Genomic DNA, 24,322 nt, shown 5'->3' with positions numbered 1-24,322 from the left:
CCGCGGCGGTGAGCGCCGTCGCGTCGACCCACTGGAGGAACCGTTGATCTTCGTCATCGTGCCCGTGCTGGCGATCGCCTTCAGCGTCGGGCTGCTGGTCGCCGTTGCACGGCTCCGACCCGGCGGCATGACCCCGCACGCCGCGTTGGCGCCCGTCCCCAACGTGCTGGCCTCGGTGGTCGTGCTGCTCTCCAGCTTCGAGGTCGTCACCGGCTGGGCGAACCGCGCCAGTTCACACCCGCTGCACCCACCGGCCGTCGTCTTCGTGGTCGACGTCCTCGCGGCGGCCTGCCTACTGGCCTATCCGGCAGTCGCCGGCCTCCCTCACACTCTGCGCAACCGCGTTCTGGTCGGCATGTTCGCCCTGCCGGTCGGGGCCGTGCTGGCACTCTCCTGGGAACTCCAACGATGACCGCGCCGGTCGAACACCGGACGAGGAGGGCCGGGCGGTGAGGTCAGCCCTCGCCCTCGGGTGCGGCGGGGGCGGGGCGGAGCGCCCGGGCCAAGTCGGCGGCGGGCGGCTGCTTTTCGGCCACGAGCAGCCAGGCACCCCGGCCCACCCGGGCCGGACCGGGCGTGAGGGAGGTCACGGGAGTGTCGGTGACGGGCTCCCAGAAGGGTGTGCCGACACCGCACACGGGAGCGAGGCCACGAAACCGCCCTTGCCGAAAAAGGTGTGCTCCGGCGGCCAGTACGCCACTATGGCGCGATGAACGACACCCAGGCGATGGTCGACTTCCTGCGCGACAAGTACCGCCACACCATCAAGACCAGCGAGACCATCCACAACGAGGTAATCACCGGCCGCATCCCCGCCCTGGGCGGCGACCGACGCAAGCACGCCAGCTTCACCCTGCAGACCATCCACGAGGCCCAGTCGATGCTGGAGCTGTTCGAAACCACCATCGTGGCCCACCTCGGCACCCCCGGCCCCATAGGCGCCGTCGCCGAGCAACAACTGGCCATTCTCGCCCGACCGTTCCAGTAACCCCTCACCGGCTCCGCCCCGTACGCCGGGGGCCAGGCCGGGCGGCGGGGTCAGCCCTCGCCGCCCGGTGCAGCGGGAGCGGTCGGGGCCCCAGACCGAGCCGGCGACGGTCCCGGCGTGCCGAGAGAGGGCGTCCGGGAGCGCTGGCTGCTGGTCGGTCAGCTTGCAGTCGGTGCGGGCCTTGTCCTGCTTACGCAGCCAGGTCCGAGGGCGGAAGATCGGGTCCGCCTCGCCGCCGGTGCGGTTCGCCGGGCCGTCGAGGGTTCCGTCGGCGGCGGGGTAGGCGAGCTCGGTCCTGGGACGGGCGGGCCGCGGTCTGCTCGGTGCCGCGCGGCGCGAAGGCTGCGGTGCGGGTGCGTGCCAGCCGGTTGCAGTCACAGACTTGAGTACCCGTACTCAAGACGGGGCTGGCGATCCGCATGAGGATGACCAGATGTGGCAGTTGGTAGTCGACGTTCTCGTGACCGTTGTCCTGACCACCGTGGAGGTGACGGCCCTGGTCCTCGCATTTTTCGCCATCGCGCTCAAGGTGTGGGCGGCGGACAAGGCGGGCCGCGGGGTCCCCCGCGGCCTGAAGCGGACCGGCCGTGCCGTGGCAGGGACGTCGATCGTCCTGCTCCTGGCGTGCGCCTACGGGCTGCTTCTCCTGCACCTGCCGGTCGCGGCGAGCGCCCAGTGCCTGCTGGCAGCAGCGATCCCGTTCTTCGGCCCCATCCTGACCGGTGTGAACCGTCTACGGGAAGGCCTCGCACGCCGCTGTCCCGGACGCCAGCAGCGCTGACGGGGCCGGCGGGCCCGGTGACCACGGCGACGGCTGCCAAGGCCTCGCCCGGACCGCACGAGGCGAACCACCAGGACGACGGCCCGGCGGACTGCGGAGGCGCGGCGACGAGCCGGCCCCGCTGACCGTCCGCTTCACGTCTCGGGGCGGCCCGGGCTATTCGCCGTCCCAGGGGACGGCCACCAGCACTCCCCCGCCGGCCCGGCGGGCGTAGTCGTGACGTGCCGCCCGGTTGCTGTTCCGGGCGGCGCCGGACCGTCAGAATGATCACGTGGCTGAACGCGTGCAGGTCCGTGAGATCGATGACGACGAGGGCAGACGGCTGCTGTGGATCGTCCGCCGGGGCACCGGGTCGGTGGTGACCCGTCGGCGGGCCAGGGCCATCACGGCCTGGACATGCTTCTTCCCCTCGGCGCGCTTGCGGTCGTAGAACACCCGTGAGTTCGGATTGCAGCGGATGCTGACCAACGCGGAGGTGTGGAAGACGTGTTGGAGCCTGCGGTGGTAGACGGTCGGCCGGTGGAGGTTGCCGCTGGCCTTCCCCGAGTCGCGGGGCGAGACGGGCGCGTTCGGCCGCCTCCTCCTCAGCGGCGGCATCACCTCTTCGTGCGTTCCCCCACCGATATGAAACGGGCAGCGCGCCCGTACGATGCTGCCGTGATTCCGTATCTCGTGCTGGGGCTGATAGCCGTTCTTTCCTTCGCCATCGGCACGAACAGCGTGCGAAAGGCCCGGATCCTTCGCCGACGCGGCGTCCGAACGACGGGCGTCGTGGTGGGGCAGCAGCACATGTCGTCCGCCGGCAGGGGCGGCGGGACGGCCCCCATCATCGGGTTCGTCACCGCCGACGGTGAACGGGTCCGGATCACCGAGACGGGCTCCGGTCCCGGCATCAGCCTGCAGCGAGGATCCGAGGTCCCGGTGCTCTACCTCCCGGACCATCCACACACCGCCGTGGTCGCCACACGCGGTCAACGCTTCGCCGCGACCGTCCTCCCGTTCGTGGTCACCGCAGCCGCGCTCGCGATGCTGGCCGTGGTCGTCCGCACGGGACACTGAGGCCGAAAGGCACAAGGGTGCGGGTGAGGCCTCCTTAGGCGACGACCGGGCGCGCCCCCAGAGCCCGACAGGCGCGACGACCTGGGCGGCCGGGCAGGCCACCGTGTGCCGGCCGGCCTCCCGTTAGAGGCCAGACCGGCAGCACGCGGCGGCCGGACGGCTACGGCGTACCGCCCTGTTGGCGGCCCATCCAGTCGATGATGGCCTGCTCGGTGCGGGCGAGCGCGTCGGTGGGGCTGAACTGCAGCAGCTCCGTCCCGGCGTCGACGTACGGTCGGTGGCCCGGCGGCTGGTAGAACGCGTCGCCCGCCTCGTACACCTCCTCGTGGTCGGCGAAGACGAAGCGCATGCGCCCGGCGATGACGTAGCCCCAGTGCGGGCACCGGCACATCCCGTCGGGCAGCGACTGCAGCGGCCCGTCCAGGTCTGCGTCCGCCCCGAAGGAGACGAATTCGACGGTGTAGCCGTTCATCTCCTCGCGGCGGTCGGTCACCGGACCGAACTCCTGGACCTTCGTCGCGGACTGCTTGGATACCTTCGGCATCGCTCGGCTCCTCTCCGTGACGGCCCCCGAGACTTCCCGTCGTCTCGAGTCGACCACTCCGTACGACCGGGTGCATCCGGGCGGTGGGGCAGCTGGCGTCAGACGCTCGCCGCCAGGGTGGCCGCCGGGCGGCGGGACAGCGCGCCGGAGGCCTTGGCCGTGGCGTACAGCGAGACGGCGGGGGCGAGGAGCAGAGCGACACCGGGGGGCGAAGACGCTGCCGGCGCAGAGGGCATCGGTGCGGGCGGACCCGGTACAGGCGGACCCGGTGCGGAACGGCATCACCACGAGGACCGCGGTCCCGAGGACGACCTCGCCCCGGACCACCTTCGGGAAGTGGCGCAGCGTGGGGTGAAGGGGCACGCGGTGTCGTCGGCGCGGCGGGCCCGGGCGATCCGGACATCAGCCGGAACTGGTTGAGGGCACCGGCGGCGACGGGGCCGAGGACCAGGACGATCTTTCCACTGCCGTCCAATCCGTGATTCGACAGCCGGTCAGCTCGTCGACGGCCAGGGCGCGGGATCGACGTGCGTGCCGGGCCTCGACGGGAGTTGGCTGGAAAAGGTGGGGAGAAAGGACCGCGGCGGGGAGCGGGTGGGAGTGAAGGAGCGGTGACATGGCTGTGGTGATGTCGATGCGGTGGGCCGGGACCACCCCCGAGCAGTACGACACCGTGCGCGACGAGGTCCGCTGGGAGGAGGTCGAGCCGGCCGGCAGGCCCTGCAGATCGCCTGGTTCGACGCGCAGGGCCTGCACGTGACCGACGTCTGGGAGTCGCAGCAGGCCTTCGAGACGTTCTTCGCCGAACGGTTGGCGCCCGCGCTCGAGAAGGCCGGTATCTCCGGCGAGCCCGAGGTGACGTTCAGCCTGCTGCACCGCCGCTTCGTCGCCCCGGGCGTCAGTGGCGCCGCGCAGCGGAACTCGGCGCGGATGCTCCCCGGTGAGCGCCCGCGCTGCCGGGGCGGGCCTGTCGGTCAGGGTTGCCGGCACACCGGCCGCGCCGGGCGGCAGGCGCAGGCCCGGCCGGTGGTGGCGGAGACGACGAGGTGCCGGCCCGGCTCGGGGTGCTCACCGGCGGCGGGCCCGGTCCGCCGCTCCGCGGGCGAACTCCCGGGCCCGGTCGGCTTCCCGCTCCGGGCCGTCGGCCACCTCCCGAGCCAGGGCGGCCAGGACCTCGGTGCGCAAGGCGGCGTGCGGCCCGTCGGCCGGGGCGCCTCGGCGCGGGTCGGTTCGCCGCCATCACGGCATGCGCGCGCCGAGGGTACGTGCAACCTGGCGCAGGACCTTGTCGCTCCAGTTCCGGTCCGCTTTCGGGTACTCCCCCACGCCGCCGGCCGTCGAGGTGCCGCTCACCTCGAACTCGTACGGTCCCTGGTGGCAGGTCAGGTTGCCCCTGGCAAGGTCGCCTGCGTAGCAGCCCTGCGGGCCCAGTGAAGTGCCGAGGTCCTCGAACTCCTTGTGGTACTTGGTCGCGTCGTCACGGGCGTGGGCCAGGTCATCGGCATAGCTCTTCGCGACGAGCGCGGGATCGGCGACAGCGGTGAAGGTGAGCTTGATGCTGCTGTTACCGGCGCTCTCGGACTTGTCGGGCAGGCCGAAGCTGAACTTGCAGCCGCCTTCGGGCACATCGCCCGTCGTGCCCTGATCTGCCCCGGACAGCGGGTTGAAGTTGATGACGGTGACCTTGACCGGCTGTCGCTTGATGCCGTCGGCCTGTGGAAGGATCGCTTTGATCTCGGCGTCGCTCAGCACCTCGCAGGCGTGCGGCCATTGGGCCAGGGCCAGCGAGCGACCCGACGGCGGCTGTGCGGCGAGCCGGTCCCCCGACGGTTGCGCGGAGCCGAACCTCAGGGCGGGCACCTCCTTACTGCATCCGGCGAGCAGGAGTACCGCGGCCGCGGCCAGGGCCGTGGCCGCGGACAGTGCGTGGGTGCGTGTCGTCATCGTTCCCCCCGGAAGCGTGCGTGTGCGTGACGGGCAGGTGCGCCAGCGAACAGGACTGGGATGATCCTTTCATTGGATCTGCCACGGGTGCACCTCCCGCGTTCCGGGTGAACGTCCGCGTGTCGGGACATCGATTTCATGGCCCGGCGAGCAGCGGGAGGACATCCAGCGAGCCGGAGACGTTCTCCGAGACCGGTTTCGACATCCGGATGGCGAGGGAGACCACGAGGGGATCACGGCCGTGTTCAGGTGTGACGAGGCCGAACTGCTCACCGTGCCGGGCCGTCTGCTCATCACGAGTGTGGGCCCCAGGCCGTCGTCTGGGGCCCACACTTGAATCTCAGGAGCCGAGGACGGCAGTCGGCGAGGTCCAGATGTCGGCGGTGCTCAGGATCTGGCTGCGGGCCTGCACGGCGTTGCCGTTGTGACCGGTGATGGTCTTGCTGAAGCAGACCGAGCGACCCGCAGGGAGCAGCGAGTCCTCACACACCGACGACCAGGTTCGAACCCCGGCTTCGAACGACTCCGTCCGGGCCGACATGTTCCTGGGGACGTCGGTGTTGACGATCGTCGCCCCCTGGTAGCTGAGACCGTCCGTCGCAAGAATCACGCAGGACTGGGCTTGGACCCCCGACCACAACGTCCTGGTGGGGCCGCAGTGCCATCGGGAGTCCGTGCTCGTGAATCGATTCCAGGACTTGGTCTCGTTGTCGGCTGCCGAAGCGGGGCCGGCGGCAAAGAGGAGAACGACGGGAACTGCGAGGAGGCTGATGGCCTTCTTCATCTCATCTCCGGAGCGAGGGTGGTCGGCAACCGCATAGCTTGATGGCATGCGCACGATAAACATTATCCGGCGGGTTGTCAGCCTGTCTCCGGAAGTGTGCAGTTACCACCAGATTCACCAACACCCGTGACTCACCGGCCTGTTGGCCGCCCGGACGAGAAGCACCCCCCAGGGAGCGAAACTCACCAGTGCAGGCGCCGCGCCCAGGCCGGGTACGGCGACTTCGACGGATAGCACGCTGATCCGAACCACGTCCTGCGAGTCACTGGTGGCCGCTCCCCCGCCGCTTCCCCGCCGCTGGCCTGCGGCTTCGCCGGAGGGGCTTGACCCGGATCGCCAGAGTTCTCGTAGGTCAGCGGCGTAGACGGCACCGGTGGGGGCCACCGCACTGAGGCCGTGTTGCACCTCGTGGTACACCCGGCCGCCGGTCAGGGGCGGCGCCACCGGAAGCCGGTGTTCTTCGCATTCGCCAGGAGGACTCTCGGCCAGGAGTCGGAACGTGGGCCGAGGCGTATATGCCGGAGGAAGGGGTGTTCGCCTCGCTGTCCTCTTCCACCAGGCGGCGGATACGCTGGAAGGAGTATTTCCGCCCACGTCACAGCACGCGACACCACCCCACGCGACAGCAGGCGCGGCAGCCCCAGGACGGGGCTTCCCTGGACGTCACCCACGGCGGCTTGACGGCCCCCAGACTGCCACCTGCCCCGGGGCCCAGGGAAGGTCAAGCGCGGCTGCGGCTGCACGGGCTGCTACGGAGCCGTCCGGGCCTTCCTCCAGCCGTTTCGCACAACCCCGACCGCACACCTCTCGAATAGCAGCGACTGTTCGGCCGTCCGGGAAGCAGTTGGTGATCTTGAGGCTCGTGGTCGTCCACGCGGGACAGCAGCAGTGCGGCGGCCTGCGCTCGTGAGGGTGGGGAACGTGGCGCTGGCAACCGGACACCGGCATGCCTCCACCCGGATTGACCATGAAGGAGCCCCAAGAGACACTCGAACGAGGGGGCGGTGCACGCAGTGAGGTACTCCCCGTGCGAGTGAAGCGACCGGGCCCCAGCGGGCCCGTCTGCCATCGCTTTCCGTGCCGCAGTCCGCGGCTGTACGGGTTGTTGCCGGATCAGAACAGTGCGGTCGGCCCGCGCCGTCGGCCCGCGCCGTCGGCACCGGCACGAGCACCGAGCCGCGCGTCGCCGGACGCCGGGCGCACCTGGCGGCGATCAGGTGAAGGAGCTGACCACATGGACGGCCGGGACGGCACAGGGCGGCCGGCGGGTTCTGCTGACCTGGTCCCGCCCGGGCGGCCGGTCGTGGCCCGGACGCGGAAACGAGTGGTCGGGCGGTCCTTCGCGCAGGCCCGACCACTCACGGTTCTCGTCCTGCCGACAGCCGGGTCGGCGACGCATCACGAACGGACGGCGGCCAGGGCGTCAGGACGCGACGAATTCCGCCGCCGGTGCTGCCGGGGCACGGCGTGTGAGCATGGTCCGCTCCATGGACCCCCCGGGGTGTGATGTGCCGTCAGTCCTTGCACCTGGGGGTGAAAACGAGCACGCGGTCCAGGAGCAGTGAGGAGAGTGCCGGGCGGGTGAGGGTGTCGGGCTGCATGTAGGCACGGGCCACGACGCGGATCGTGCTCAGGTCGACGGACCGCTCGGCCCCGTACTGCGCGCAGAAGTCGGTACTGACGGGCGGGACGGTACGGGTCCGGCGGGCCACCGCCGGACCACCGGCCCGGGGCGGCGGAGTGCCTCACAGCCGTCCGTGATCCTTCAGCACCCGCCGGGCCTGGGCGAACAGCATGCCCACGTTCACCGACTTGCGGCAGACGACCACGGCGACGACCTCGTCGGCGCTGTCGACCCGCAGGAACAGGTGCGCCAGGTTGTCGCTGTTGACGAGGATCTCCTGGAAGTAGTGCCGGTCGCTCACCACACCGCGCCGCTCCTTGAAGATGCCCTCGATCATGACCACGTTGCGGCCCTGGAACAGGTCGAGGGTCGCCGCCGCCAGCATGTCGAGGACCTCCGGGGGGTGCGAGTCGACGGTTTCCACCGACAGGAGCATGCCGGTGGACATGTCGATGACCCCCGCGGCCACACAGTCCGGCACCTCGGCGCGCAGCCCCTTGACCACGCTCGAAACCCGTTCGGTCATGCTCTGGGCCCCGTGGGCCTCCGGCACGTTCATCGTTCTCCTTCTCCGGTGTTGTCGTCTCTTTACCGGGCCGGTACCGAGCCCGGTCCGTACGGACATCGGCCGCGTTCCTTCGAACCGATGTCTTCGGCTCGTGCCGGGATCAGTCGCCCGGATCCGCCGTGCTTCCCGTGGTGAGCAGGGTGCCGATGCGCTCCGCGGACACCTTCGCCTCGATGTGAAGCCGTTTCACATCCGTGCCGGAGTCGCCGAGGATCCCGATCAGTGCCATCTCGCCGATCGCCTGGGCGACCAGGTAGCCGTCGGTGAACTGCGTCACGGTGTGGTGGAGCACGCCCATGCTCGTGACCCTGCCGACACGGCGGGCGATGCTGAGGGCCGCTGCCGTGAGAGCGGCCAGACCCTCCGCGCTCTCGGTCCCGTCGGTCTCGGCCGTGATCAGCAGGCCGTCGGCGGAAGCAACCACGATGTCGGTGACACCGATGACCCGGTCGCGTAGCACCTGCATCTCGGCAACCAGTTGGTCGTCCCTGGTAGTCACAGTTCTCCTGTCACGTGCGCGTTGACTTCGACCCGAGCCGTGTCGCTCGAACCAGCTCCCACCTGCGCCGGACGCGAGGTGAGGCCCTCATGAATGCCCTCCGGCGGCCCGGTACTTCGCCACGAGCGTGGGCGGCGGCTGCCAGTGACTGGCCACCGGTCGCAGCGGGAGGACCTCGTTGATGCCGCTCGCGCCCGGCCGGCGGCGCGGCAGGCGAGTGGCGGCGCCGCCGACCGCGCAGGCGGCGGCTTCCGTCGGCGTCCGGTCGGCCGCCGTCGCCGACGACCGAACCGGGCCGTTCTTTCCGGGCAGGGTCACCGCCTCGACGAGACCTTCGCCCAGCATGCGCAGGACTTCCACGGTAATGGCATAGAGGCTTCGTCCGAGCAGGAAGGCGATGTCCCGCGAGGTGTTCCGGCTGTCGGCCCGTAACAGGATCTCCCGTCGCTCGCCGGTGGCCGAACCGCTCAGTGCGGCGCCGGCGTTCTTCCGGGCCAGCCGGTCGTGGAAAGGGGAGATCGACAGCCCCAGCGAATCGAGCGCCCTGATTCTGCGATCGGCTTCTAGGAGCAACCATTCCGTTTCGATTTCCTCCGGTGCGGCCGACCGGTGCGCCGTGGCGTCGTGGTCGACGGTGAATCCGTCGATACGGCCGATTCCCATGGCCAGGGCCGCGTCCAGAGCCGCCATCCCGCGGATCAGCCGCAGCTCCGCGGCACCGACCGGTTCCAGCGCGGCCTGCGGGGCTCCCGTACTCCCGGCGACCCCGGACCCGCCCGCCGGAGCCCGGTCCGGGATGGCCCGGCCAGAACGCAGGAGAAGCGTGTCCACACCGGGGGCACCGGGTGAGGCCACCCCGACGATGGCACCGCGCCGCAGGTGGAAGGTGCCGCCCGGATCCCCGGCGACGAGGAGCGCCCCGGAGAACCGGTCACGGGAGACACCGGTCAGCATCCGGGTGAATTCCTGGCTCGCACTCCTCGGTCGAGCGGCCGTCAGCCGCGACAGCACCACCTCGGAACCGACCTCATTCACGACCGCCCCCCGGTTCGCACGGCGGCTGAACGAAAACGGAATCGGTGACGAATCTCCCGCACATCGATATGATGAATCCTGACATGCCCCTGCAATCGGCTGCGTTCCATCTGACAATCCGCCACCGACTCCACGGAGGTCCGGCGCGGGAATCGCACTGTAGTCGAGCAGGCCGAATGAACAATCGAGATGACTCGAACCGCCTGCACGTGAACGTCGACTGACGAATCCGCACATGCCGAGGTCGTACGAATTCCAGAATTTGTCTGTTTCTGTCGGCCGGGTCGGACAGGGCCTCGCCCCACTGCGGACGCCGGGAACCTCGACGGTCAGCGCCACGGCCCGCCGCAGCGGGGAACGGACGGCCGAGCGCCGGCCGGCACGCCCGACCGACGGGACTGCCGCCCGCCGCTCCCCCGGCGACGGCCAAGGCGTCGAGGACGGCGGCGAACCCGTCCCTCGGTGTGCTCACCGAGCCGCGCCCGCTCCGCCGCGGAGAGCGCCGGATCGACGTACTCGGCGGCCTCGCGCCGGCCCCCCGCCTCCGAGGCAACGGATTCGCAGTGCCCGCGCAGCCCGTGGACCCGGCCCCGCCACGGATCCAACGACCGCCCTGCGTACTCGTCGCCGCCCCCGGGCACCGTGGGGCCTGATCCCGGTGGACGTCCGGTCCGACCGGACGTGCTCGCCGCCCACCGGCCGGTCTGCCGGGCGAAGGACAGGGTGAGGTCGGCGGAGCCGTCCGGTTCGAGGGCGATGTTCTCGGGCTGCTGCCCCTGGGCCAGGTCGACGTGGGCGGCGATCCATGGCATCAGCGCCACGACACCGACCACGCCCACGCCTGGCTGCGCAAACAGGCGCGAACCACGCTGGCCACGGGCGCAGCGCCACCGTAACCGGCGCCGTCCGGCCCGGCGCCCGGGCGGTGTGCGCGCGGTTCGGATCGTTCTGCTGACGATCGCGCCGTTCGGGCTGCTGATGCCGCCGGCGAAGCTCATCCCGCCCCGGGACATGGCGCCCGGTGGCGGTGAACGCCACGGTGGGCCTGGCGCCCGGCGTCGACGCGATCACGCCCGACGTCCCCTTCGACGCCACCCCCACCCTGAACCGGCCGGCACCGGCAGGATCATCGAGACAATCGAGACGCTCGACTGACCGGCTTTGATCGTGCGCTGCCGGCGCGCGCAGGATCCGCCAGGTCGTGCGGAACGAGCCCGCCGGACGGGGACGGGATGCGGACCAGGAGTTCACCGGCGGCCCGGGTCAGGTGCGCGGCGATCTCGTCCGCGGGCACCTGCGATCCGGCATCGCCCATGTGCGCCACCACCGCGTCGACCATGGGTGCCAGCTCCTCGCACTTCCCGTAGGCCTCGGCCACGTTCTCGACGATGAGTCCGGCCCCCTCGACGGGGTCGAGCCATCCGCCGACGATCTCGGCGGCCCACCAGCGGGCGAGCACCAGCCGGCCCTGCCAGTAGTCCCCCTCGTCGTCCGGCAGTTGGAGGCCGAACCCGAGCTCGTCCATCACCCGGCCGAACAGCCCCGGGGCCTGGTCCTCCTCGCCGCTGAGCAGACAGGCGAGCAGCCACAGCGACGGCGTGTCCACGCCGGCGACCAGGGCGCCCAGAGCGGCCCGGATCAGCGACTGCGGCTCGGCGTACCGGCCGTCGACCCACCAGTGGGCGATCCCCCGCAGCTCCCGCACCGCTTCGGCCACCGTTCCCGGGGCTCCGCTCGTCGTCATGGCGGCATACTGCCGGGCAGCTCCCACCGCCCGCCACCGGATATCCCGCGCCGGGCACGGAGACAGGCGCCGGCGGCGTGTCCGCACCCGCAGGTGATCGTCCGGAGGGCCCGGGCCGACTCCCCCGCCGTGATCGAGCCACCGGAAAGCCCGGGAAACTGCCTCTCACCGGACCGATGAGTTCAGGCGGTGGCGACGGTCAAACCCGGGAAAGCAACGACAGCCGACCCGGGGAGACCTGAGATGTCCACCACCGCCACCGCCGCCACCACCACCGTGAAGTCCAGCAAGGCCGCCGTCCGGTCGGTCTGGACGCTGCGGATCCTGCTCGCGCTCTTCTTCGCCCTGGCCAGCGCGCTGCCCAAGCTGCTCGCGCTCCCCGCCGCCACCACCGTCTTCGACGCCATCGGCTGGGGCCACTGGTTCATGTACCTGACCGGACTGGTGGAGCTCGCCGGGGCCATCGGCCTGCTGGTCGGGCGGCTGGCCGGACCGGCCGCGACGGCGCTCATCGTCTTCCTCGTGTTCGCGTTCCTCACCCAGCTCACCGCGATGCACGGGGAGAACGCCGGGACCCCGTTCCTCTTCATGGTGCCGCTGTCCGTCATCGCCTGGAGCCGGCGCGCCGAGACGGCCGAGCTGCTCGGCCTCCGGCGTTGACCGGGCGCTCGCAGGACCCGCCGGCACGGGCACGGCGACGGGGGCCTGTTCCAAGTGCCGGTAGAGGAGCGCGCCGACGCCTGATCCGGGCCCTTTTCACGTGCGGTGCGGCGGCGGTCGGCGGCTGTCAGCCGTTGCTCACCTGAAGGCGCGGACGATCGAGTCGATGATCGCCCGATTCCGCTCCAGTCCTCGGTCCCCGGCGCCTGGCCGCACCTGGGCGGACTGCCATGCGGGAGCCACCTGAACGCGAGGCCGTTGCTCAACGGGTGGCGGCCCCGTCCGTCCGCCCCGAACCGCCACGCACCCTCAGGTTGTGCGCTCCACCGGCCAGGTGCGGGATACCGAGGCGGCGAGGGCCGTGCCCTGGCGGTGGCCGGCCCGGGCGGCGGCCGGGCGCCGGGCGTTGGCGGTCAGGTTGCGTCCCATCGCGCGGCGGGCGTCGGCATCCGGGGTGATCAGGGTGGCGTGCGTGCCGGCGGCGCGCAGCTGCGCCGCCTGCTGCTGGGCGCTGGGATGTGGCCCGACGGCGGTGGGCACGGGCGAGACGGCCAGCACCTGTCGGTGGCCGGTGGCCAGCTGGAGGTTGCCGGTGGAGCGGGTACCGCCGTCGATCCACCGCCGCCCGAGGGCGGCGGTGGGCGGCCAGATCAGGGGGACGGCGCAGCTGGCGGCGACCGCGTCCGCGAGGTCGAGCCCGGAGCCCGCGTCGAAGGCCTCGACGCTGCCGGTCTCCGCGTCCACGGCGGCGATTCGCAGCGCCTGTGCGGGCCAGGCGGTGGCGTCGCGCAGCAGGGTGCGCACGGTTTCGGACAGGTCGTGGGCGGGGGTGGTGCGCGCGGTCAGGGCGGCGTGGCCCAGGCGCCGGACGGAGCGTTCCGGGTTGCGGGTGGCCAGGGCAGCCCACAGGAAGCGCAAGGTCTGCGCGGCGGTGACGCCCATCTCGACCCTGTCGAGGTCGGCTAGTTGACGTTCGTACAGCTCGTAGGCGGGTTCGCCGCTCGCAAGCCGGGCGCCGAAGACGGCTCCGGCCGAGGTGCCGATGATGGTGTCGGCGGCCGTCAGGTCGATCCCGCCGGCGGTGAGGCCCGCGAGTACGCCGGTCAGCCACGCACCGCCGACCGGGCCGCCGCCGCCCAGTACCAGTGCCGTCCCGTTCATGGCGCCCCTCTTCCCCCACCCCCAGAAGTGGGGATAGCTCCCCGGTTAACCTCCGGGCCAGGATACACCGAGGGAGGGCGGCGCGGTTCGGGCCGGTGATCGGGTTTCAGGATCCGCAGCGCTCGCGACAGCCAGTCCGATCCGTGCGGCAGGGCCCACGCGCAGATCTTCCCGAACGACGCCGCGACCAGCACCGCGTTCGGCTCCCGCTTGCTCCTGGTGCCGACTGCCGGGCGCCGAACAGCGAGGCCGTGGTGCGTCTGTGGCCGCAGCGAAGGGCCGGGCCCGCCTGCCCGGAGGTGGTGTGACTTTGCACGGCAGATGGCCACTTTGCAGGGTTGACGGCCACGATTTTCGCGCTGTCCGACCAGCCTGAGCACCCCGCCTGGCCACCACCGGATGCCCCGGGGCGCCGGAACGACCGCAGGACCAGCGCCCGGCGGGGCCGTGGCGGGCGCTGATGGCGCTCCCGGAAGCGGTCATCCCGGACTCAAGCGTCGGCCGGACCTGTCTTGTGCCGTGGGAGGGCGCGGGACTCCGTCCTCCTGCCCGTGGGACCGAGTGCTACGCCTGGGGAACCACGGCGTTGGTTCGGCGGACGCGGGTGGAGGTGCGCTTGTAGAGGCGGGTGCCGAGGGTGCGCCACAGGAGGCGGGCGGGGGCGGGCATCTGCGAGAGGAACAGCTGCCGTTCCTGGGCGGTCGCGTCCTCGAGGATCGCGCCCAGGAAGATCAGGAGCTTGGTCTTGGGGACGCTGCGGCGTCCGCGTTCACCGACCTCGCTCCACTCGCGGGGCGTGATGTGGTCGGCCATCAGGGGAAGGAGGTGTTCTTCCTCGTCGTCCATGTGGGTGGCGGCGTGCCGGTCGAGTGCGCGCAGGGCTTCGGCGAGGAGCAGGGCGGTGTCGCGGTCGGCCCGGGTGCGCCAGCGGTGCGACAGCTCGGTGGCCCCGGCGAGCGCGCCGGCGATGGCCTCGTGCTGCTCGGCCATCCGTGCGACGACGGTGTCGCCGGGGGCGGCACGCTCGCGCAGCTTGGGCCACAGCAGATGGTCCTCGCCATCGTGGTGCTCGCCCAGGGCGCCGAGGACCAGGTCGAGGTGGTCGGCGAGCACGGCAGTGCGCCGCCGGTCGCCCGGGGTGGCGGCTTCGACCAGGTCGGCCAGGAGCGGTATCTCGCGGCGGAAGACACGGTGCAGGACGACCATCTCCTGCGGGTCCAGACGCTCGTTGGCCACGAGCGGGCCGGCGGTGGTGGGCATCGGGGTCCACTTCTGTGAGGGAACGGTGATCGCTTGGGAGAACCCGCAGCTTAGTGGCCCTGGCTCTGCCGTCGGCGATCAGGGTGAGCCGCTCACCCGCCATCGCGGCCCGGACCGACCTACCCACACCCTCGCTCGCTCGACTACCCGCTTGCTTCAGCCGACAACGAGCTGGAGGGTCGAGAGCACGGTCGGGGAAACGCACCGGGGTGACCGACTCGGGGGTGGGCGGGACCGGACGGCGCCGACGGTGGCGGCGGCGCTCGGTCTGGGGTGCCGTCATGCCCCAGGCTCTGCCCACCACGCCAACGGCGCCGAACCCCGCAGTCACCCGAACGGTCCAGCAAGGGCGACCCGGGCACGGTCCGGATCGTCCACGTCCACTCGATCCACCGTCCGCCCCGCGAGCCCGAGGCCGCCCGCCACCACCACGGCACCCTGCCCGCTGAGCCACCGGACGACCGGCCGTGGTGATCACCAGCGCCCGCCACACGGGAGAATGAGCCGGGTGACCAGCACCCAGCCCCTGCCTCGCGGCATCAGCGCCCTGATCCCCGAAGCCCGCGCCAGGGCCACGCCCGGCGAGAAGGCCGCCGCCCAGCTCCTCCACCTGCGCGAGGCGACCGTCCCGGTACCGGTCCTCGCCGCGGCCGCCGAGCTGATCGCCCCGCAGTTCGATGACCCCGACCCGGCCACCCGCGAAGCCGCCGCCCGCGTCCACGCCCGCCTGCTCGCCGCCATCGAGGACGCCCCGCCCGGCCAGTAGTCGTCCGTCCCAGCCCGCTCGTCAAGCCCTCCCGGCAAGCGAAACGGGGTGAGACAGTCCTGGCGCCGTAAGGCACGAGTCCAGTCGACACGCACAGGCCGGACCTGGTGACGTGCCCCATGTGACTCACCGCTCTCTGAGGCTCCAACAGGGCCACGCGGCGCCAGCTTGGCTGGCTGGCTGGCGCGGCAGTCGCACTTTCCAGCCCGACTGGGCGCCGCTCAGCCCGATCAGGTCGCCGACGTCGTTGCGCCCCGCCCCGTACGTGCGTCGCGACGAAGCCGCTGCCGTCCGGCCAGGCGCCGTCGTAGAACCGGCCGCCGCCGTTGCCGTTGATCGCAATCATCCCGACGTCCAGGCCGTCACCGATCCACCCGTATCCCGTCGATCAGCTGCCGACGCGTCCACGTCCGCGGCTTCCCAGGCTTCTTCCCCACCGGCAGCAACGGCTCAGTCGTGTCCCCTGCCGGTCCGTCAAGTCCGCTCGCGCCACGCCGTGATCATCGCAACTCAAGATCTACTTTCGCAAAGACCCGACGAGCTCGGCTCCTGACGTCAGTGATCGCAAACCCGGTGAACGCATGCGGTCACAGCACTAGCCTGGCGCGGTGACGAGTCGAAATCGAACCTCCCGTACCGGCGCGGCTGCCCTCGTGGCTGCCGGCCTCGTGTTCCTCACCGCCTGCGGCGGCGGTGGCAGCAGTAGTGACAGCAGGACGAAACAGGTCGGCTGGTACCGCACGGTCGATAACCTGTGCGCGGTGGTGGGCGATCCTGGCCTGCCGGGGCAGCTGAGGAGCTCCATACCGGTGACGAGCGAGGGGATCGCGAGCGACCCGTCCAAGACGCTCAGCTGCGGCTACGACGGCGGTCCGGCAACGGAGGACTGGCGGGTGGACATCGATGCGACGGTCTTCGAGGCGGCCCGCGGCTGCCACTGGCTGGAGGTCGAGGCGGACATCGCCAAGTCCCCGCTCGGCGGACCCAAGCCGACCGAGACGCGGAGGTTCGAGATGACCGACGGCGGGGGGCTCGGCCAAGAGGGCTACCAGGTGTCGGTCCGACACCCGCTCACCGACACCATCCCCGGGCCGGTCGACCAACTGAGCTTCAAGTCGGCCATCTGCGACGGGAATCTGCGCCTGACGGTCGACGTCGACTACAGCGCGGGCTCGGGGATGTCCGCGGACTACCCGGGCGCGCTCGACAAGGCGGAGGAGGCGTCGCGGAAGAAGACCGCCGAACTGCTCAAGCGGGCGCGGGAGAAGCTGTACGAGCGTGCGATGAGCCCGCAGCCGAGCACTTCGTGACAGGCAGGCACCCTGAACGCGGGGCGCGCCGCCCGCTTGTCCGGCGGTGAGGACAACCGGGGAGCGGACGGGCGTTGCCGTCGCAGGCCAGGTGAACCTTCGTACTCAGGCCGCCCCGCGAGCGTCCGAGCGCGTGGTCGGCCGGCTCTCCTCGGCCGGTGTCCCTTCGCGGGCACCGGCGGCGTGCTGGTGGGCCGGCGCCGCCGAGCGCGAGCGCGCCGCGCTCACCGCCCGGCAGACGGTGGAGTCCACCCGAGACGGTCCAGCCGATGTCGTCGCCCGCGTCCGCTGCGGCGCGAACAGCGGCGAAGACCTTCGCCCGGGTACCGTCGACCACCCAGTGCAGGAGCCGCTTGTCGGCGGTCCCGAACGGAGCCGAGCCCGTCGGGCGGATCCCGCCGGGGCGAGCACGTGCGGTACTTCCACGCGATCGTCTCCGGAGTGCGGCGGTGGTTCGCCCGTCGCCGCCCGCGGACCGGATCGGGCGGCATCAAGGGCTCGATCCGGCCCCACATCGCCTCACTGATCACCAATCGGACAGGCACATCCGATCAACAGCTCAGCCCATCGAAGAGTCACGTTCTAGCCGGCGAGCAGGACGGCCGGCAGCGGGGCCTCCAGCACCAGGGCCCGGGAGAGCGTCAGTCCGAAGTACCGCTCCAACACCCCCAGGGTGGTCCGGTGCACCTCGCGGTCCGCCCGCTCCTCGTCCGGCAGGCCTTCTGCGCTCAGCAACTCCTTGACCGGACCGGCGACATCGGGGTCTCCGACGACCTGGCCGTTGCCCCAGGAGTCGTCCAGGTGCAGATTGAACGAGCAGATCGTCCGGCCGTCCCGGTGGTAGTGGAAGGTCGGCGGCACCGGCTTGCCGTTCTCCTCCTCGTACTCCACCAGGAAGACCTCGGCCCCGCCCTCGGAGATCGCCGGATCGTCCCGGAATTCCCCGAACCAGCCCCCGTACGCCACCGCGAAGGTCCACCCGCCGCTCACCCCCAGCCGCAGCCCGATCCCGTCCAAGGCGTCCCCGCACTCCGAATCCAACGCCTCGAGCAGCCCGTCCCCGGTGAGCTCCCCGACCGGCTCCACCGTCCGCTGCGACCACTGGGCCGAGGCCGCGATCCGCGCCGCCAGCGCCTCGATCCCGAGGCCCCGGGCCAGCGTCACGCTGTAGCCGCCGAAGGCGATGCTCTGCGGCTCCGCGAGCCAGGCGATTCCGTCCGTCATGCAGGTCATCCTGCCGCTCCACACCGACACACCCCCGCCCGGGGCTGCCGGACTGTTCCGGGCCGGCCGCCCACCCGGCCCGATCAAGGAGACAGCCCTCAAGAAGTCGGCGGGGCCGCCGGGGCGGCGCGGATGGCCCCCCGAAGGCCGGTGGTGAGCGAAGGCGCGGGCGTCGGCACCACCCCGCATGCTCGTACGACTGACGACCTGCTCGGCGGCATCGGGGACGGCGAGCGCGGCGGCCCGGCTTGAACGAGAGCGAGATGGCCGCCCTGCACATCACCAGGCACTGCACCGGCGTCCTCGAAGGACTGACCGGTCGGGCCGCCGTCGGGCGGTGTTGCGAGTTCGACGGCGATCGCCGCGCCCTGTTCGGGGGTGTGCACCCCGCGGAAGCCGTTGACGCCGGTCGCGACGTAGCCGGGGCAGCCGACGTTGATCAGGATGTTCGGCGAACACGAAGGCGCCGGACACCACCGCCCTGCCGCCGCGGTGGGCGTCAACAGTTGATGTAGCGCATGCTCAGGCTGGTGAAGCGGGTGTTCGAGGGAGCGAGGAGGGTGATGGAGCGGGACTTGCCCTTTCCGCCGGCCCAGTCGCTGTCGACGTAGCCGCCGTCGGAGAGGCCGCCGTGCACGTAGGGGCAGCGGCCGTCCGCCTTGGTGTCGTGCACCGTGCCGATGACCTTGGTGTCGTAGTTGCACCACTTCCCGTTCGCGTAGCCCTCGGCGGAGCCGATGCTCCAGTTGTTGGTGCACGAGTCGGCGGTCGGTGCGGCGTGGGCGCCGGTGGCGGGGAGGAACAGGGCGGCGAGGGCCAGAGCGGCGACAGCGGCTCCGGGGACGGCGGGACGGCGCTTGGGCATGGTGGTACCTCCGCTAGGGGGTGCACGGTGGACATCCGGCCGGGGCGTCCGAAGTACGCTCGGCAACGTGGCCGACGGCCCGCCCGGGCGGCCCATCGAGCGTGACGTACCCGAACTACCTTCGTCAACTCCCCTGCCGGGCACGGTCGATGGCGTGCACCCCGGGGGCACCGGGACGGTGCGGGCGCCCCATCGGCACGCTCAGCATCACGGGCCGGGACCGGACGATCGCCCATGCGTACGAAGTGAGGCCCGGCGTTCGACGATTCGGGGCGCCGGCCCCACCCGGCGCCGGATGGGGCGAGGCAGGGACGACGCCCGGCCGGTGTCGGCGGGAGTCGGTCGTGGATCAGCTGTAGTGGGCGAACACCTGGCCCCCCTCCATTGGCTGTCCACCCCCGATGGTGGGTGAGCCCTGGTGCCACCGCGCCGAGCGCGACCTACCTACGGTTCGTCAGGTCCTGGGCCGGGCGTGCTCCGTGGCCGTCACGTCGAGGACGACGTCGATTCGGAGTCGGGCGGCGGCCCGGCCACCCCGTCGGCTTGCGCCGGGACCGAGTACGTCGTGCCGGCGTGCCGGGGCGGGCGGTGTTGTCGTGGTCCGTGGTCAAGATCGTCTGCGTCACGGGTCTGTCCCGGTGATCGGCAACGGCGTCAACGGTGCGCGGCGGCGGTGTGGACCGGCGTCCGTGCAGGTCGGCGGCAGGATGCGGCACGGTACGGCGGGCGGCGGCGCGGGTGGTTTCGGCCGTACATGTCACAGCACTGTCCTGGGGGTGGCCCGGGCGCAACGGTTCCAGCGGGAGGGCAGTCCCTGTTTTCGAAAGCCCGCTCGCACCGAGCACCGGGCACCGCCGCCCCACCTGGAGGAGAACACCGTGCGCGTCCGCAACTTCGCCTTCGCCGCCCTGGCCGTCACCGCCGCTCTCTCGCTCACCGCCTGCCAGAACGACGAGACCGACAGTGCACAGGGCGCCCCGACCGCCGCCCCGACGGCATCCACCGGCACCGCCGCCACCGGCGGTCCGGCTTCGCACGCACCGGCTTCGCACGCACCGGCCACAAGCAAGCCGGGGCAGACCGGCACGCCGCCCACCGCCGCACCGGCCGGCTCCGGCCCGGCCGAAAAGACCGCCAAGTGCCGGACCGCGGACCTGACCATCACCGCCGCGGACCGCACCATCACCGGCGACCCCGACAACACCGTCGTGGTCGAGCTGAAGAACCACAGCGGCAAGGAGTGCACGCTCTCCGGATACGCCGGCGTCGACCTGAAGACCCCCTCGGGCCCGCTGTCCGCGCAGCGCTCCGGCGAGCCCGTCGTCACGACCGCCCTGGCACCCGGCAAGTCGACCTACTTCGGCATCAGCTACCCGCCCAACAACACGGGCGGCTCCGGCCTGCGGATCACCGGCCTGGTCGTGACCCCGCCGGACGAGACCCAGCCGGTCACCCTGCCCTGGCCGGGCGCCGGCTCGCTGCCCGCCACGGACACCAACGGATCCCCGGTGAAGATCGGCCCGATGGGAAGCGCCGGCCAGGGCCAGTGACCACGGGCCCGCCCGGGCCCGGCCCACCCGGCATGCGCCGCCTGCGGCCGTAGGCGGCCGGCGCGCCCGCTCCGGTGAACTCCCGCCGCACGCGCGGACCGAGGAGCCGCTCCGGGTCGTCGAGGGCGAAGGCGTAACGCTCGCCCGGGAGGAGGCGGATCCAGTTGCGCAGGGCCTCGTGGTGCACCCCGAGCTCACGGGCCATCTGCCGGATCACCGGCTTCGGGCCGGCGGCGCGGTATGCGGCAACAGCTCGCTGTCGCAACGGGCGGGTGCTTCATCGGTGCAGCCACGGCAGAGGCTCCCTTCTCATGGCCGATCAGGCCATCTCCGGCGACCTTCCACACCTCGGGGGAAACCCACGGGCCCCATGGATGCGCGGCTCTCGCCGGGGCCACTGCGGATCACCGCTGGCCCTTGATGCCCCACAGGCTTTTCACGACCCAGCCCTTGTTCAGGAAGCTCAAGCCGTACCGGTCCGCCAGCTGGACCGCCTCGGCGCCCGTGGCGGGCTCGTCGTCCTCACCGTCGCGTGCGATCGTGCCGGCCGCCCCTGAGCCGCTGTCGCCGAAGACCCACCACATGGTGACGTAGCGGGGGTCTCTCGTGTGCTCGGCGATCGCGTTGTTCTCATGGATCCGCCCCCGGTAGGTGACATAGTCCGCGGTGCTGATTCCCAGTCCCCGGGGGGCTCCGTGGTGGCTCTGCCAGGAATACTCCCCAGGGGTGCCGAAGGCGTCCAGACTCAGCCGGTCCCGGCGGGCGATCGCCGTACTCGCCCTGACCTGGACCTGGTCGTACGGGGTGTCAACGGGCAGTTCCACAACCCTGTTGGTCGTGAACGTCTGGTGCGCCGCGATCAGGCTGCCGAAGACGGTCCAGCTACCGGCCTCGACCAGTTGGGGGGACTCGTTGATCTCCCAACGGGACAACTGTTTCCCCTGCACCATGTCGTCTCGCCACTCTGAGGTCAGGCGGTCCGTCTGACTCAACGGCGCTCTGCGGCCCATGACGTTGAACTCCGGGGCGAGCAGGTACAGGCCAACGTTGCTGCGGTTCTCAAACCTGATGGTGACCGGCAGCGCGAACGCCTTCCCGTCAGCTCTCAGCACTGGCTGTTCCAGGGTCACGTCGAGGATGGGGTCGGCCTCGGTTTCGTAAGGCTGATACAGCTGCGTGTAACCGAAGTTGGCGACAGCGACAGCGGCGGAGACGATCACCGCCGCTGCGACCCGCTTGGGTGACGGGATCACCACCGACGTCCGATAGACCGTGACAGCGGCCCATGCGGACCCAGCCGTCAGAACGCACCACAACAGCGTGTAGGCGGTGGAGTCGCCGTCCCTCAGGGTGGCGACGAGGAGCATTCCGTTGGCCACCGCTGCCGTGGCGGTGCCAAGCAACGCCACCATCCCGGAATAGGCGAAGCTGCGCCGGAACCAGTAGTCCACCACGGCAACTGCGCCCAGAAGCGTGGCAACGGCGCCGAGGAGCAGAAGCACACCGGTGAAACGGCCGGTGTATGCCAGGGCCTCACTGACATCCTCGACCCCGAAGAAACCGAGGAACAGCGCAGTTACCAGCAGAACCAGCAGAATCACCAACAGGGATGCCAGCGATCGCGCCGTTCGTTCCGGGCTGCGGACGGACCTGAGACGTGCACGGGAAGCACCACGCACCCGAAGCCGCACGGCATCGGCCCGTCGTGACCGCCTGCTGCGCCGGAGCCGGAGCGGCAGGCCGGAGACCTGGTGCGGTGGCATCGGGTAGACCCTTCGTGAAACCACGGGCGCGCCGTACCGGAGGCGGATGGGCCGTCGTGCCCTGGGACGGCGGTGCACAGGCCGGTTCTCGCGAGAGAGCCATCGGCAACCTCCGTACCGTCGGTGCAGGCCGCGGCTCGGGGCCCGGGAAGGAGTGACCGTTCGGATGAGGTACCTGCCAGAGTATCCATGACAGTCATCGGGGATCGGGACATCCTGGTGCTCTCGGCAGCGTGGCGGAAGCTTTCAAGTCCAGCGAGACGGTTGTGACGCCATGAGGTTCGCGGGGTGGGCTCCCTGCGCTCGGCGGTGTCGTTGATCCACGCTACCTTCGGGATCCCGGGTGGTCCGGGGCGGAGGCCGAAGCGTTCGCGGTGCCGTGCGCAGGCCTCGGCGGGGGTGACGCCCCCCGGAGCTACTCCCCGGGTAGTAGCGGAACCGCCTCCATCAGTACGACGACGCCGCACGGCAGTTCCGGGTTTGCTGGGCACAGCCGCGGCAGGTGGTGCGACCTCCGTCGACGCGGCCGCTCCTGTGTGGTCGGACTCTGAACGAGGGGGACATGGACAGCAGAAATCCACGCCGGGGGTGGCGACTCGGCGGACCGGTCTTCGTGGTCGGCTTCATCGCCAGCCTGGTCTTCGGGGCGGTGCTGGCCAGGGGCTCCGTGTTCCTGCCCACCGCCACAGTGGGCCAGTTGAGGGGCTACTACGACCACAGCGGTACGGCGGTTGCGGTGTCCTCGCTTCTCCAGCTGGTCGCTGCCGCTGGACTGCTCCGGTTCGGCCTCGGGGCTTCCATCGCAGTGGGTGCCGATCGCCGGGCGCGGTTCGCGATGTGGCTCGCCGCCGGGGCCTTCGCGGTGTCGAGCGCGCTGGCGCTGGCCCTGGCGGCGGTCGCGGCCCGTGCGGACGACGACACCCTTCTCGTCCTGGCCCGGCTCACGCTCGCGGCGGGCGGCCCGATCCACCTGACCGGGCTCGCCGGGCTGCTGTGGTACGTCTCGCGAAGCGCGCTCGCCCAAGGGCGCGGGCCACGGTGGCTGGTCCTCTTCGGTGTCGCCGTCGGCCCCCTGCTGCTGCTCTCCCTGGTCTCGATACCGGTGCCCGCGGTGACCCGCGCGGAGCCGCTGTGGCGGTTGCTCGCCGCGGTGTGGATCACCGGTGTCAGTGCGGTCGGGCTCGGCCGGACCCCTCCCTGTGCTGTACCTCCCACCGGGACGGACTCGCCGGCAACCGGTTGACGTCTTGTCAGTGCGTCAGATGCCGGACGGTGCCGGAGAGTGCCGGGGCCACGGCTGGCGGTGCGCGTCGTTCGCGGAACCGCGGCCGGAGCCGGCTCCGGAGATTGCCATCAAGTCGCGGCGGTGGCGCTCACGGCGCAGCACATGCTGGAGCGCGGTGGGTGGTGCGGGTGCGGTGCTGGGCGAGGGCGGCGTGCAGCATCGCACCGACCTGTCACGTCTCGGCGTGCGCGACGGGTTCCCCACCCGACCGCGGCCCGATTTCCTTGATCCGACCAGGGCCGCCAGGTTCGCCAGTTCGTTGCGCCGCCCGGTGACCAGCCGATCGGTCCGCTCCTGGTCGTGCATGGCGTCGACCGTCATCGTCACGTGCACCCCGTCATCGGTCGGCGTGAGCTCGGCCTCGGTCAGGAACTCGTACGGGGTCACCCCGGGGACGAAGTCGGCCAGCGTGGTGTAGCCGAGCCGGCGCTGCGGCTCCACGACGGTGCAGGTCTCGCTCGACGTCGTGCTCAGCGGGAGCCCCGCGCCCTCCGTGAAGGCCACCTGCTGCGCGCCCGTCGCGGTCATCGTGTAGGTCAAAGTGCCGCCGGGGCGCAGGTCGAGGGCGTCCGCCCGGAGAACGAACCCGCCCGGCGCCTGGTCCATGCCCGGGTGCGTGCCCGGCCACCGGAACGGAATACGGGGCTGGGTCAGCCGCCGGGGGTGATCCGCCTGCCCCCGCCTTCGTCCGGTGACCGGCGAACAGGCGGCCGACGGCCGGCCCCGGGGCCGCGCTAGGTGTTCTGACCCGTGAGGTTGGGGACGCGGCTGGCGGGTGGCTTGCCTGCGAGAGCGGTGTGTCCGCGGTGGTGATTGTAGGTGTGGAGCCAGTCGGTGTAGGCGTCGCGGCGTTCCTGCTCGGTGCGGTAGGGCCTGGCGTAGGCCCATTCGTCGAGCAGGGTGCGGTT

At 71.4% G+C, this 24,322-nt stretch carries 28 protein-coding genes and 3 pseudogenes; 11 read left to right on the top strand and 20 right to left on the bottom strand.

Annotated elements, in window-relative coordinates; all coding sequences use genetic code 11:
• Window positions 1–43: 43 nt before the first annotated feature.
• On the top strand, window positions 44–412 hold the full coding sequence (locus tag AB0C76_RS15070; RefSeq protein WP_359964573.1) for a hypothetical protein: 369 nt from the start codon (window positions 44–46) through the stop codon (window positions 410–412).
• A gap of 43 nt (window positions 413–455) precedes the next feature.
• Here the strand turns inward: AB0C76_RS15070 and AB0C76_RS15065 are convergent, their stop codons facing one another.
• Window positions 456–590 carry a hypothetical protein gene (locus AB0C76_RS15065; RefSeq protein WP_359964571.1) on the bottom strand — a complete coding sequence of 45 codons (135 nt, stop codon included), beginning with the start codon at window positions 588–590 and terminating at the stop codon, window positions 456–458.
• Between the two features lie 119 nt (window positions 591–709).
• On the opposite strand from AB0C76_RS15065, the gene AB0C76_RS15060 reads away from it, so the two are divergent.
• The 4 genes and pseudogenes from AB0C76_RS15060 (at window position 710) to AB0C76_RS15045 (ending at window position 2,828) form a co-directional block, all read left to right on the top strand.
• Window positions 710–988 carry a hypothetical protein gene (locus tag AB0C76_RS15060; RefSeq protein ID WP_359964569.1) on the top strand — a complete coding sequence of 93 codons (279 nt, stop codon included), beginning with the start codon at window positions 710–712 and terminating at the stop codon, window positions 986–988.
• Between the two features lie 433 nt (window positions 989–1,421).
• A complete protein-coding gene (locus AB0C76_RS15055; RefSeq protein ID WP_359964567.1) occupies window positions 1,422–1,769 on the top strand; it encodes a hypothetical protein in 348 nt (115 codons plus the stop codon).
• Window positions 1,770–2,040: 271 nt separating this feature from the next.
• Window positions 2,041–2,154, top strand: a pseudogene (locus AB0C76_RS15050) (IS630 family transposase); the annotation flags it as partial.
• Window positions 2,155–2,375: 221 nt separating this feature from the next.
• Window positions 2,376–2,828, top strand: a complete 453-nt coding sequence (locus tag AB0C76_RS15045) for a DUF3592 domain-containing protein (RefSeq protein ID WP_359964565.1) — start codon at window positions 2,376–2,378, stop codon at window positions 2,826–2,828.
• A gap of 160 nt (window positions 2,829–2,988) precedes the next feature.
• On the opposite strand, the gene AB0C76_RS15040 is transcribed toward AB0C76_RS15045, so the two are convergent.
• Window positions 2,989–3,372: a hypothetical protein gene (locus AB0C76_RS15040; RefSeq protein WP_359964563.1), complete on the bottom strand. Its 384-nt coding sequence runs from the start codon at window positions 3,370–3,372 to the stop codon at window positions 2,989–2,991.
• 98 nt (window positions 3,373–3,470) lie between these two features.
• Window positions 3,471–3,608 carry a hypothetical protein gene (locus tag AB0C76_RS15035; RefSeq protein WP_359964561.1) on the bottom strand — a complete coding sequence of 46 codons (138 nt, stop codon included), beginning with the start codon at window positions 3,606–3,608 and terminating at the stop codon, window positions 3,471–3,473.
• A 380-nt stretch (window positions 3,609–3,988) separates the two neighbouring features.
• Here AB0C76_RS15035 and AB0C76_RS15030 point away from each other — a divergent pair, with 380 nt between their 5' ends.
• On the top strand, window positions 3,989–4,132 hold the full coding sequence (locus AB0C76_RS15030) for a hypothetical protein (protein WP_359964559.1): 144 nt from the start codon (window positions 3,989–3,991) through the stop codon (window positions 4,130–4,132).
• Window positions 4,133–4,611: 479 nt separating this feature from the next.
• On the opposite strand, the gene AB0C76_RS15025 is transcribed toward AB0C76_RS15030, so the two are convergent.
• From AB0C76_RS15025 to AB0C76_RS14995, 7 genes are all read right to left on the bottom strand, one after another.
• The gene (locus tag AB0C76_RS15025; protein WP_359964557.1) at window positions 4,612–5,316 is read right to left on the bottom strand and encodes a hypothetical protein; all 705 of its coding nucleotides are present in this window, start codon (window positions 5,314–5,316) and stop codon (window positions 4,612–4,614) included.
• A 340-nt stretch (window positions 5,317–5,656) separates the two neighbouring features.
• On the bottom strand, window positions 5,657–6,100 hold the full coding sequence (locus tag AB0C76_RS15020) for a hypothetical protein (protein WP_359964555.1): 444 nt from the start codon (window positions 6,098–6,100) through the stop codon (window positions 5,657–5,659).
• A gap of 1,514 nt (window positions 6,101–7,614) precedes the next feature.
• Window positions 7,615–7,812: a hypothetical protein gene (locus AB0C76_RS15015; RefSeq protein ID WP_359964553.1), complete on the bottom strand. Its 198-nt coding sequence runs from the start codon at window positions 7,810–7,812 to the stop codon at window positions 7,615–7,617.
• A gap of 33 nt (window positions 7,813–7,845) precedes the next feature.
• Complete coding sequence (locus AB0C76_RS15010) at window positions 7,846–8,250, bottom strand: hypothetical protein (RefSeq protein ID WP_359964741.1); 405 nt, start codon at window positions 8,248–8,250, stop codon at window positions 7,846–7,848.
• Between the two features lie 142 nt (window positions 8,251–8,392).
• Window positions 8,393–8,791, bottom strand: coding sequence for a roadblock/LC7 domain-containing protein (locus AB0C76_RS15005; RefSeq protein ID WP_359964551.1), 399 nt, complete (start codon window positions 8,789–8,791; stop codon window positions 8,393–8,395).
• An 87-nt stretch (window positions 8,792–8,878) separates the two neighbouring features.
• A complete protein-coding gene (locus AB0C76_RS15000) occupies window positions 8,879–9,826 on the bottom strand; it encodes a hypothetical protein (protein ID WP_359964549.1) in 948 nt (315 codons plus the stop codon).
• 1,126 nt (window positions 9,827–10,952) lie between these two features.
• Window positions 10,953–11,570, bottom strand: coding sequence for a hypothetical protein (locus AB0C76_RS14995; RefSeq protein ID WP_359964547.1), 618 nt, complete (start codon window positions 11,568–11,570; stop codon window positions 10,953–10,955).
• Window positions 11,571–11,813: 243 nt separating this feature from the next.
• Between AB0C76_RS14995 and AB0C76_RS14990 the strand changes: the two genes are divergently transcribed.
• Window positions 11,814–12,230, top strand: coding sequence for a DoxX family protein (locus tag AB0C76_RS14990; RefSeq protein ID WP_359964545.1), 417 nt, complete (start codon window positions 11,814–11,816; stop codon window positions 12,228–12,230).
• Window positions 12,231–12,539: 309 nt separating this feature from the next.
• On the opposite strand, the gene AB0C76_RS14985 is transcribed toward AB0C76_RS14990, so the two are convergent.
• Both AB0C76_RS14985 and AB0C76_RS14980 read right to left on the bottom strand, forming a co-directional pair.
• Window positions 12,540–13,391 (bottom strand): patatin-like phospholipase family protein, encoded by an 852-nt coding sequence (locus tag AB0C76_RS14985; protein WP_359964543.1) that lies wholly within the window; start codon window positions 13,389–13,391, stop codon window positions 12,540–12,542.
• 564 nt (window positions 13,392–13,955) lie between these two features.
• Complete coding sequence (locus AB0C76_RS14980; protein ID WP_359964542.1) at window positions 13,956–14,651, bottom strand: hemerythrin domain-containing protein; 696 nt, start codon at window positions 14,649–14,651, stop codon at window positions 13,956–13,958.
• A gap of 508 nt (window positions 14,652–15,159) precedes the next feature.
• Here AB0C76_RS14980 and AB0C76_RS14975 point away from each other — a divergent pair.
• Together AB0C76_RS14975 and AB0C76_RS14970 are read left to right on the top strand one after the other, a co-directional pair.
• On the top strand, window positions 15,160–15,417 hold the full coding sequence (locus tag AB0C76_RS14975) for a hypothetical protein (protein ID WP_359964540.1): 258 nt from the start codon (window positions 15,160–15,162) through the stop codon (window positions 15,415–15,417).
• Window positions 15,418–16,226: 809 nt separating this feature from the next.
• Entirely contained in the window at window positions 16,227–16,727 is a 501-nt protein-coding gene (locus AB0C76_RS14970) for a hypothetical protein (RefSeq protein ID WP_359964538.1), read from the top strand.
• Window positions 16,728–16,788: 61 nt separating this feature from the next.
• Here the strand turns inward: AB0C76_RS14970 and AB0C76_RS14965 are convergent.
• The 4 genes and pseudogenes from AB0C76_RS14965 to AB0C76_RS14950 all read right to left on the bottom strand — a co-directional run.
• Window positions 16,789–17,272, bottom strand: a pseudogene (locus tag AB0C76_RS14965) (transposase); the annotation flags it as partial.
• Window positions 17,273–17,309: 37 nt separating this feature from the next.
• On the bottom strand, window positions 17,310–17,951 hold the full coding sequence (locus tag AB0C76_RS14960) for a hypothetical protein (protein WP_359964536.1): 642 nt from the start codon (window positions 17,949–17,951) through the stop codon (window positions 17,310–17,312).
• Between the two features lie 284 nt (window positions 17,952–18,235).
• Window positions 18,236–18,400, bottom strand: a pseudogene (locus AB0C76_RS14955) (dehydrogenase); the annotation flags it as partial.
• Between the two features lie 50 nt (window positions 18,401–18,450).
• On the bottom strand, window positions 18,451–18,816 hold the full coding sequence (locus tag AB0C76_RS14950) for a hypothetical protein (protein WP_359964534.1): 366 nt from the start codon (window positions 18,814–18,816) through the stop codon (window positions 18,451–18,453).
• A gap of 878 nt (window positions 18,817–19,694) precedes the next feature.
• On the opposite strand from AB0C76_RS14950, the gene AB0C76_RS14945 reads away from it, so the two are divergent.
• Window positions 19,695–20,366, top strand: coding sequence for a DUF4232 domain-containing protein (locus AB0C76_RS14945; protein ID WP_359964532.1), 672 nt, complete (start codon window positions 19,695–19,697; stop codon window positions 20,364–20,366).
• Here the strand turns inward: AB0C76_RS14945 and AB0C76_RS14940 are convergent.
• Window positions 20,266–20,631 carry a transposase gene (locus AB0C76_RS14940; RefSeq protein WP_359964530.1) on the bottom strand — a complete coding sequence of 122 codons (366 nt, stop codon included), beginning with the start codon at window positions 20,629–20,631 and terminating at the stop codon, window positions 20,266–20,268. The genes AB0C76_RS14945 and AB0C76_RS14940 overlap by 101 nt on opposite strands.
• A 139-nt stretch (window positions 20,632–20,770) precedes the next feature.
• The gene (locus AB0C76_RS14935) at window positions 20,771–21,967 is read right to left on the bottom strand and encodes a hypothetical protein (protein ID WP_359964739.1); all 1,197 of its coding nucleotides are present in this window, start codon (window positions 21,965–21,967) and stop codon (window positions 20,771–20,773) included.
• Window positions 21,968–22,691: 724 nt separating this feature from the next.
• Here AB0C76_RS14935 and AB0C76_RS14930 point away from each other — a divergent pair.
• Window positions 22,692–23,372, top strand: coding sequence for a hypothetical protein (locus tag AB0C76_RS14930; protein ID WP_359964528.1), 681 nt, complete (start codon window positions 22,692–22,694; stop codon window positions 23,370–23,372).
• 15 nt (window positions 23,373–23,387) lie between these two features.
• Here AB0C76_RS14930 and AB0C76_RS14925 read toward each other — a convergent pair whose 3' ends face one another.
• Together AB0C76_RS14925 and AB0C76_RS14920 are read right to left on the bottom strand one after the other, a co-directional pair.
• Window positions 23,388–24,053 carry an SRPBCC domain-containing protein gene (locus AB0C76_RS14925; RefSeq protein WP_359964737.1) on the bottom strand — a complete coding sequence of 222 codons (666 nt, stop codon included), beginning with the start codon at window positions 24,051–24,053 and terminating at the stop codon, window positions 23,388–23,390.
• A gap of 95 nt (window positions 24,054–24,148) precedes the next feature.
• Window positions 24,149–24,322, bottom strand: a 174-nt coding sequence (locus AB0C76_RS14920; RefSeq protein ID WP_359964735.1) for an integrase core domain-containing protein, incomplete at its 5' end; no start/stop codon positions are given.

It is taken from the genome of Kitasatospora sp. NPDC048722 (genome assembly GCF_040650235.1).
GTDB lineage: Bacteria > Actinomycetota > Actinomycetes > Streptomycetales > Streptomycetaceae > Kitasatospora.
Note: the sequence above shows the minus strand (reverse complement) of the source record. Positions and strands in the feature narration are given on the sequence as shown.

Excerpts from the sequence above, each read along its gene's own strand:
- AB0C76_RS15060 (WP_359964569.1), top strand. The coding sequence starts at position 710 with ATGAACGACACCCAGGCGATGGTCGACTTCCTGCGCGACAAGTACCGC.
- AB0C76_RS15055 (WP_359964567.1), top strand. The coding sequence starts at position 1,422 with ATGTGGCAGTTGGTAGTCGACGTTCTCGTGACCGTTGTCCTGACCACC.
- AB0C76_RS15040 (WP_359964563.1), bottom strand. The coding sequence starts at position 3,372 with ATGCCGAAGGTATCCAAGCAGTCCGCGACGAAGGTCCAGGAGTTCGGT.
- AB0C76_RS15035 (WP_359964561.1), bottom strand. The coding sequence starts at position 3,608 with ATGCCCTCTGCGCCGGCAGCGTCTTCGCCCCCCGGTGTCGCTCTGCTC.
- AB0C76_RS15030 (WP_359964559.1), top strand. The coding sequence starts at position 3,989 with ATGGCTGTGGTGATGTCGATGCGGTGGGCCGGGACCACCCCCGAGCAG.
- AB0C76_RS15025 (WP_359964557.1), bottom strand. The coding sequence starts at position 5,316 with ATGACGACACGCACCCACGCACTGTCCGCGGCCACGGCCCTGGCCGCG.
- AB0C76_RS15020 (WP_359964555.1), bottom strand. The coding sequence starts at position 6,100 with ATGAAGAAGGCCATCAGCCTCCTCGCAGTTCCCGTCGTTCTCCTCTTT.
- AB0C76_RS15010 (WP_359964741.1), bottom strand. The coding sequence starts at position 8,250 with ATGACCGAACGGGTTTCGAGCGTGGTCAAGGGGCTGCGCGCCGAGGTG.
- AB0C76_RS14995 (WP_359964547.1), bottom strand. The coding sequence starts at position 11,570 with ATGACGACGAGCGGAGCCCCGGGAACGGTGGCCGAAGCGGTGCGGGAG.
- AB0C76_RS14990 (WP_359964545.1), top strand. The coding sequence starts at position 11,814 with ATGTCCACCACCGCCACCGCCGCCACCACCACCGTGAAGTCCAGCAAG.
- AB0C76_RS14985 (WP_359964543.1), bottom strand. The coding sequence starts at position 13,391 with ATGAACGGGACGGCACTGGTACTGGGCGGCGGCGGCCCGGTCGGCGGT.
- AB0C76_RS14980 (WP_359964542.1), bottom strand. The coding sequence starts at position 14,651 with ATGCCCACCACCGCCGGCCCGCTCGTGGCCAACGAGCGTCTGGACCCG.
- AB0C76_RS14960 (WP_359964536.1), bottom strand. The coding sequence starts at position 17,951 with ATGACGGACGGAATCGCCTGGCTCGCGGAGCCGCAGAGCATCGCCTTC.
- AB0C76_RS14950 (WP_359964534.1), bottom strand. The coding sequence starts at position 18,816 with ATGCCCAAGCGCCGTCCCGCCGTCCCCGGAGCCGCTGTCGCCGCTCTG.
- AB0C76_RS14930 (WP_359964528.1), top strand. The coding sequence starts at position 22,692 with ATGGACAGCAGAAATCCACGCCGGGGGTGGCGACTCGGCGGACCGGTC.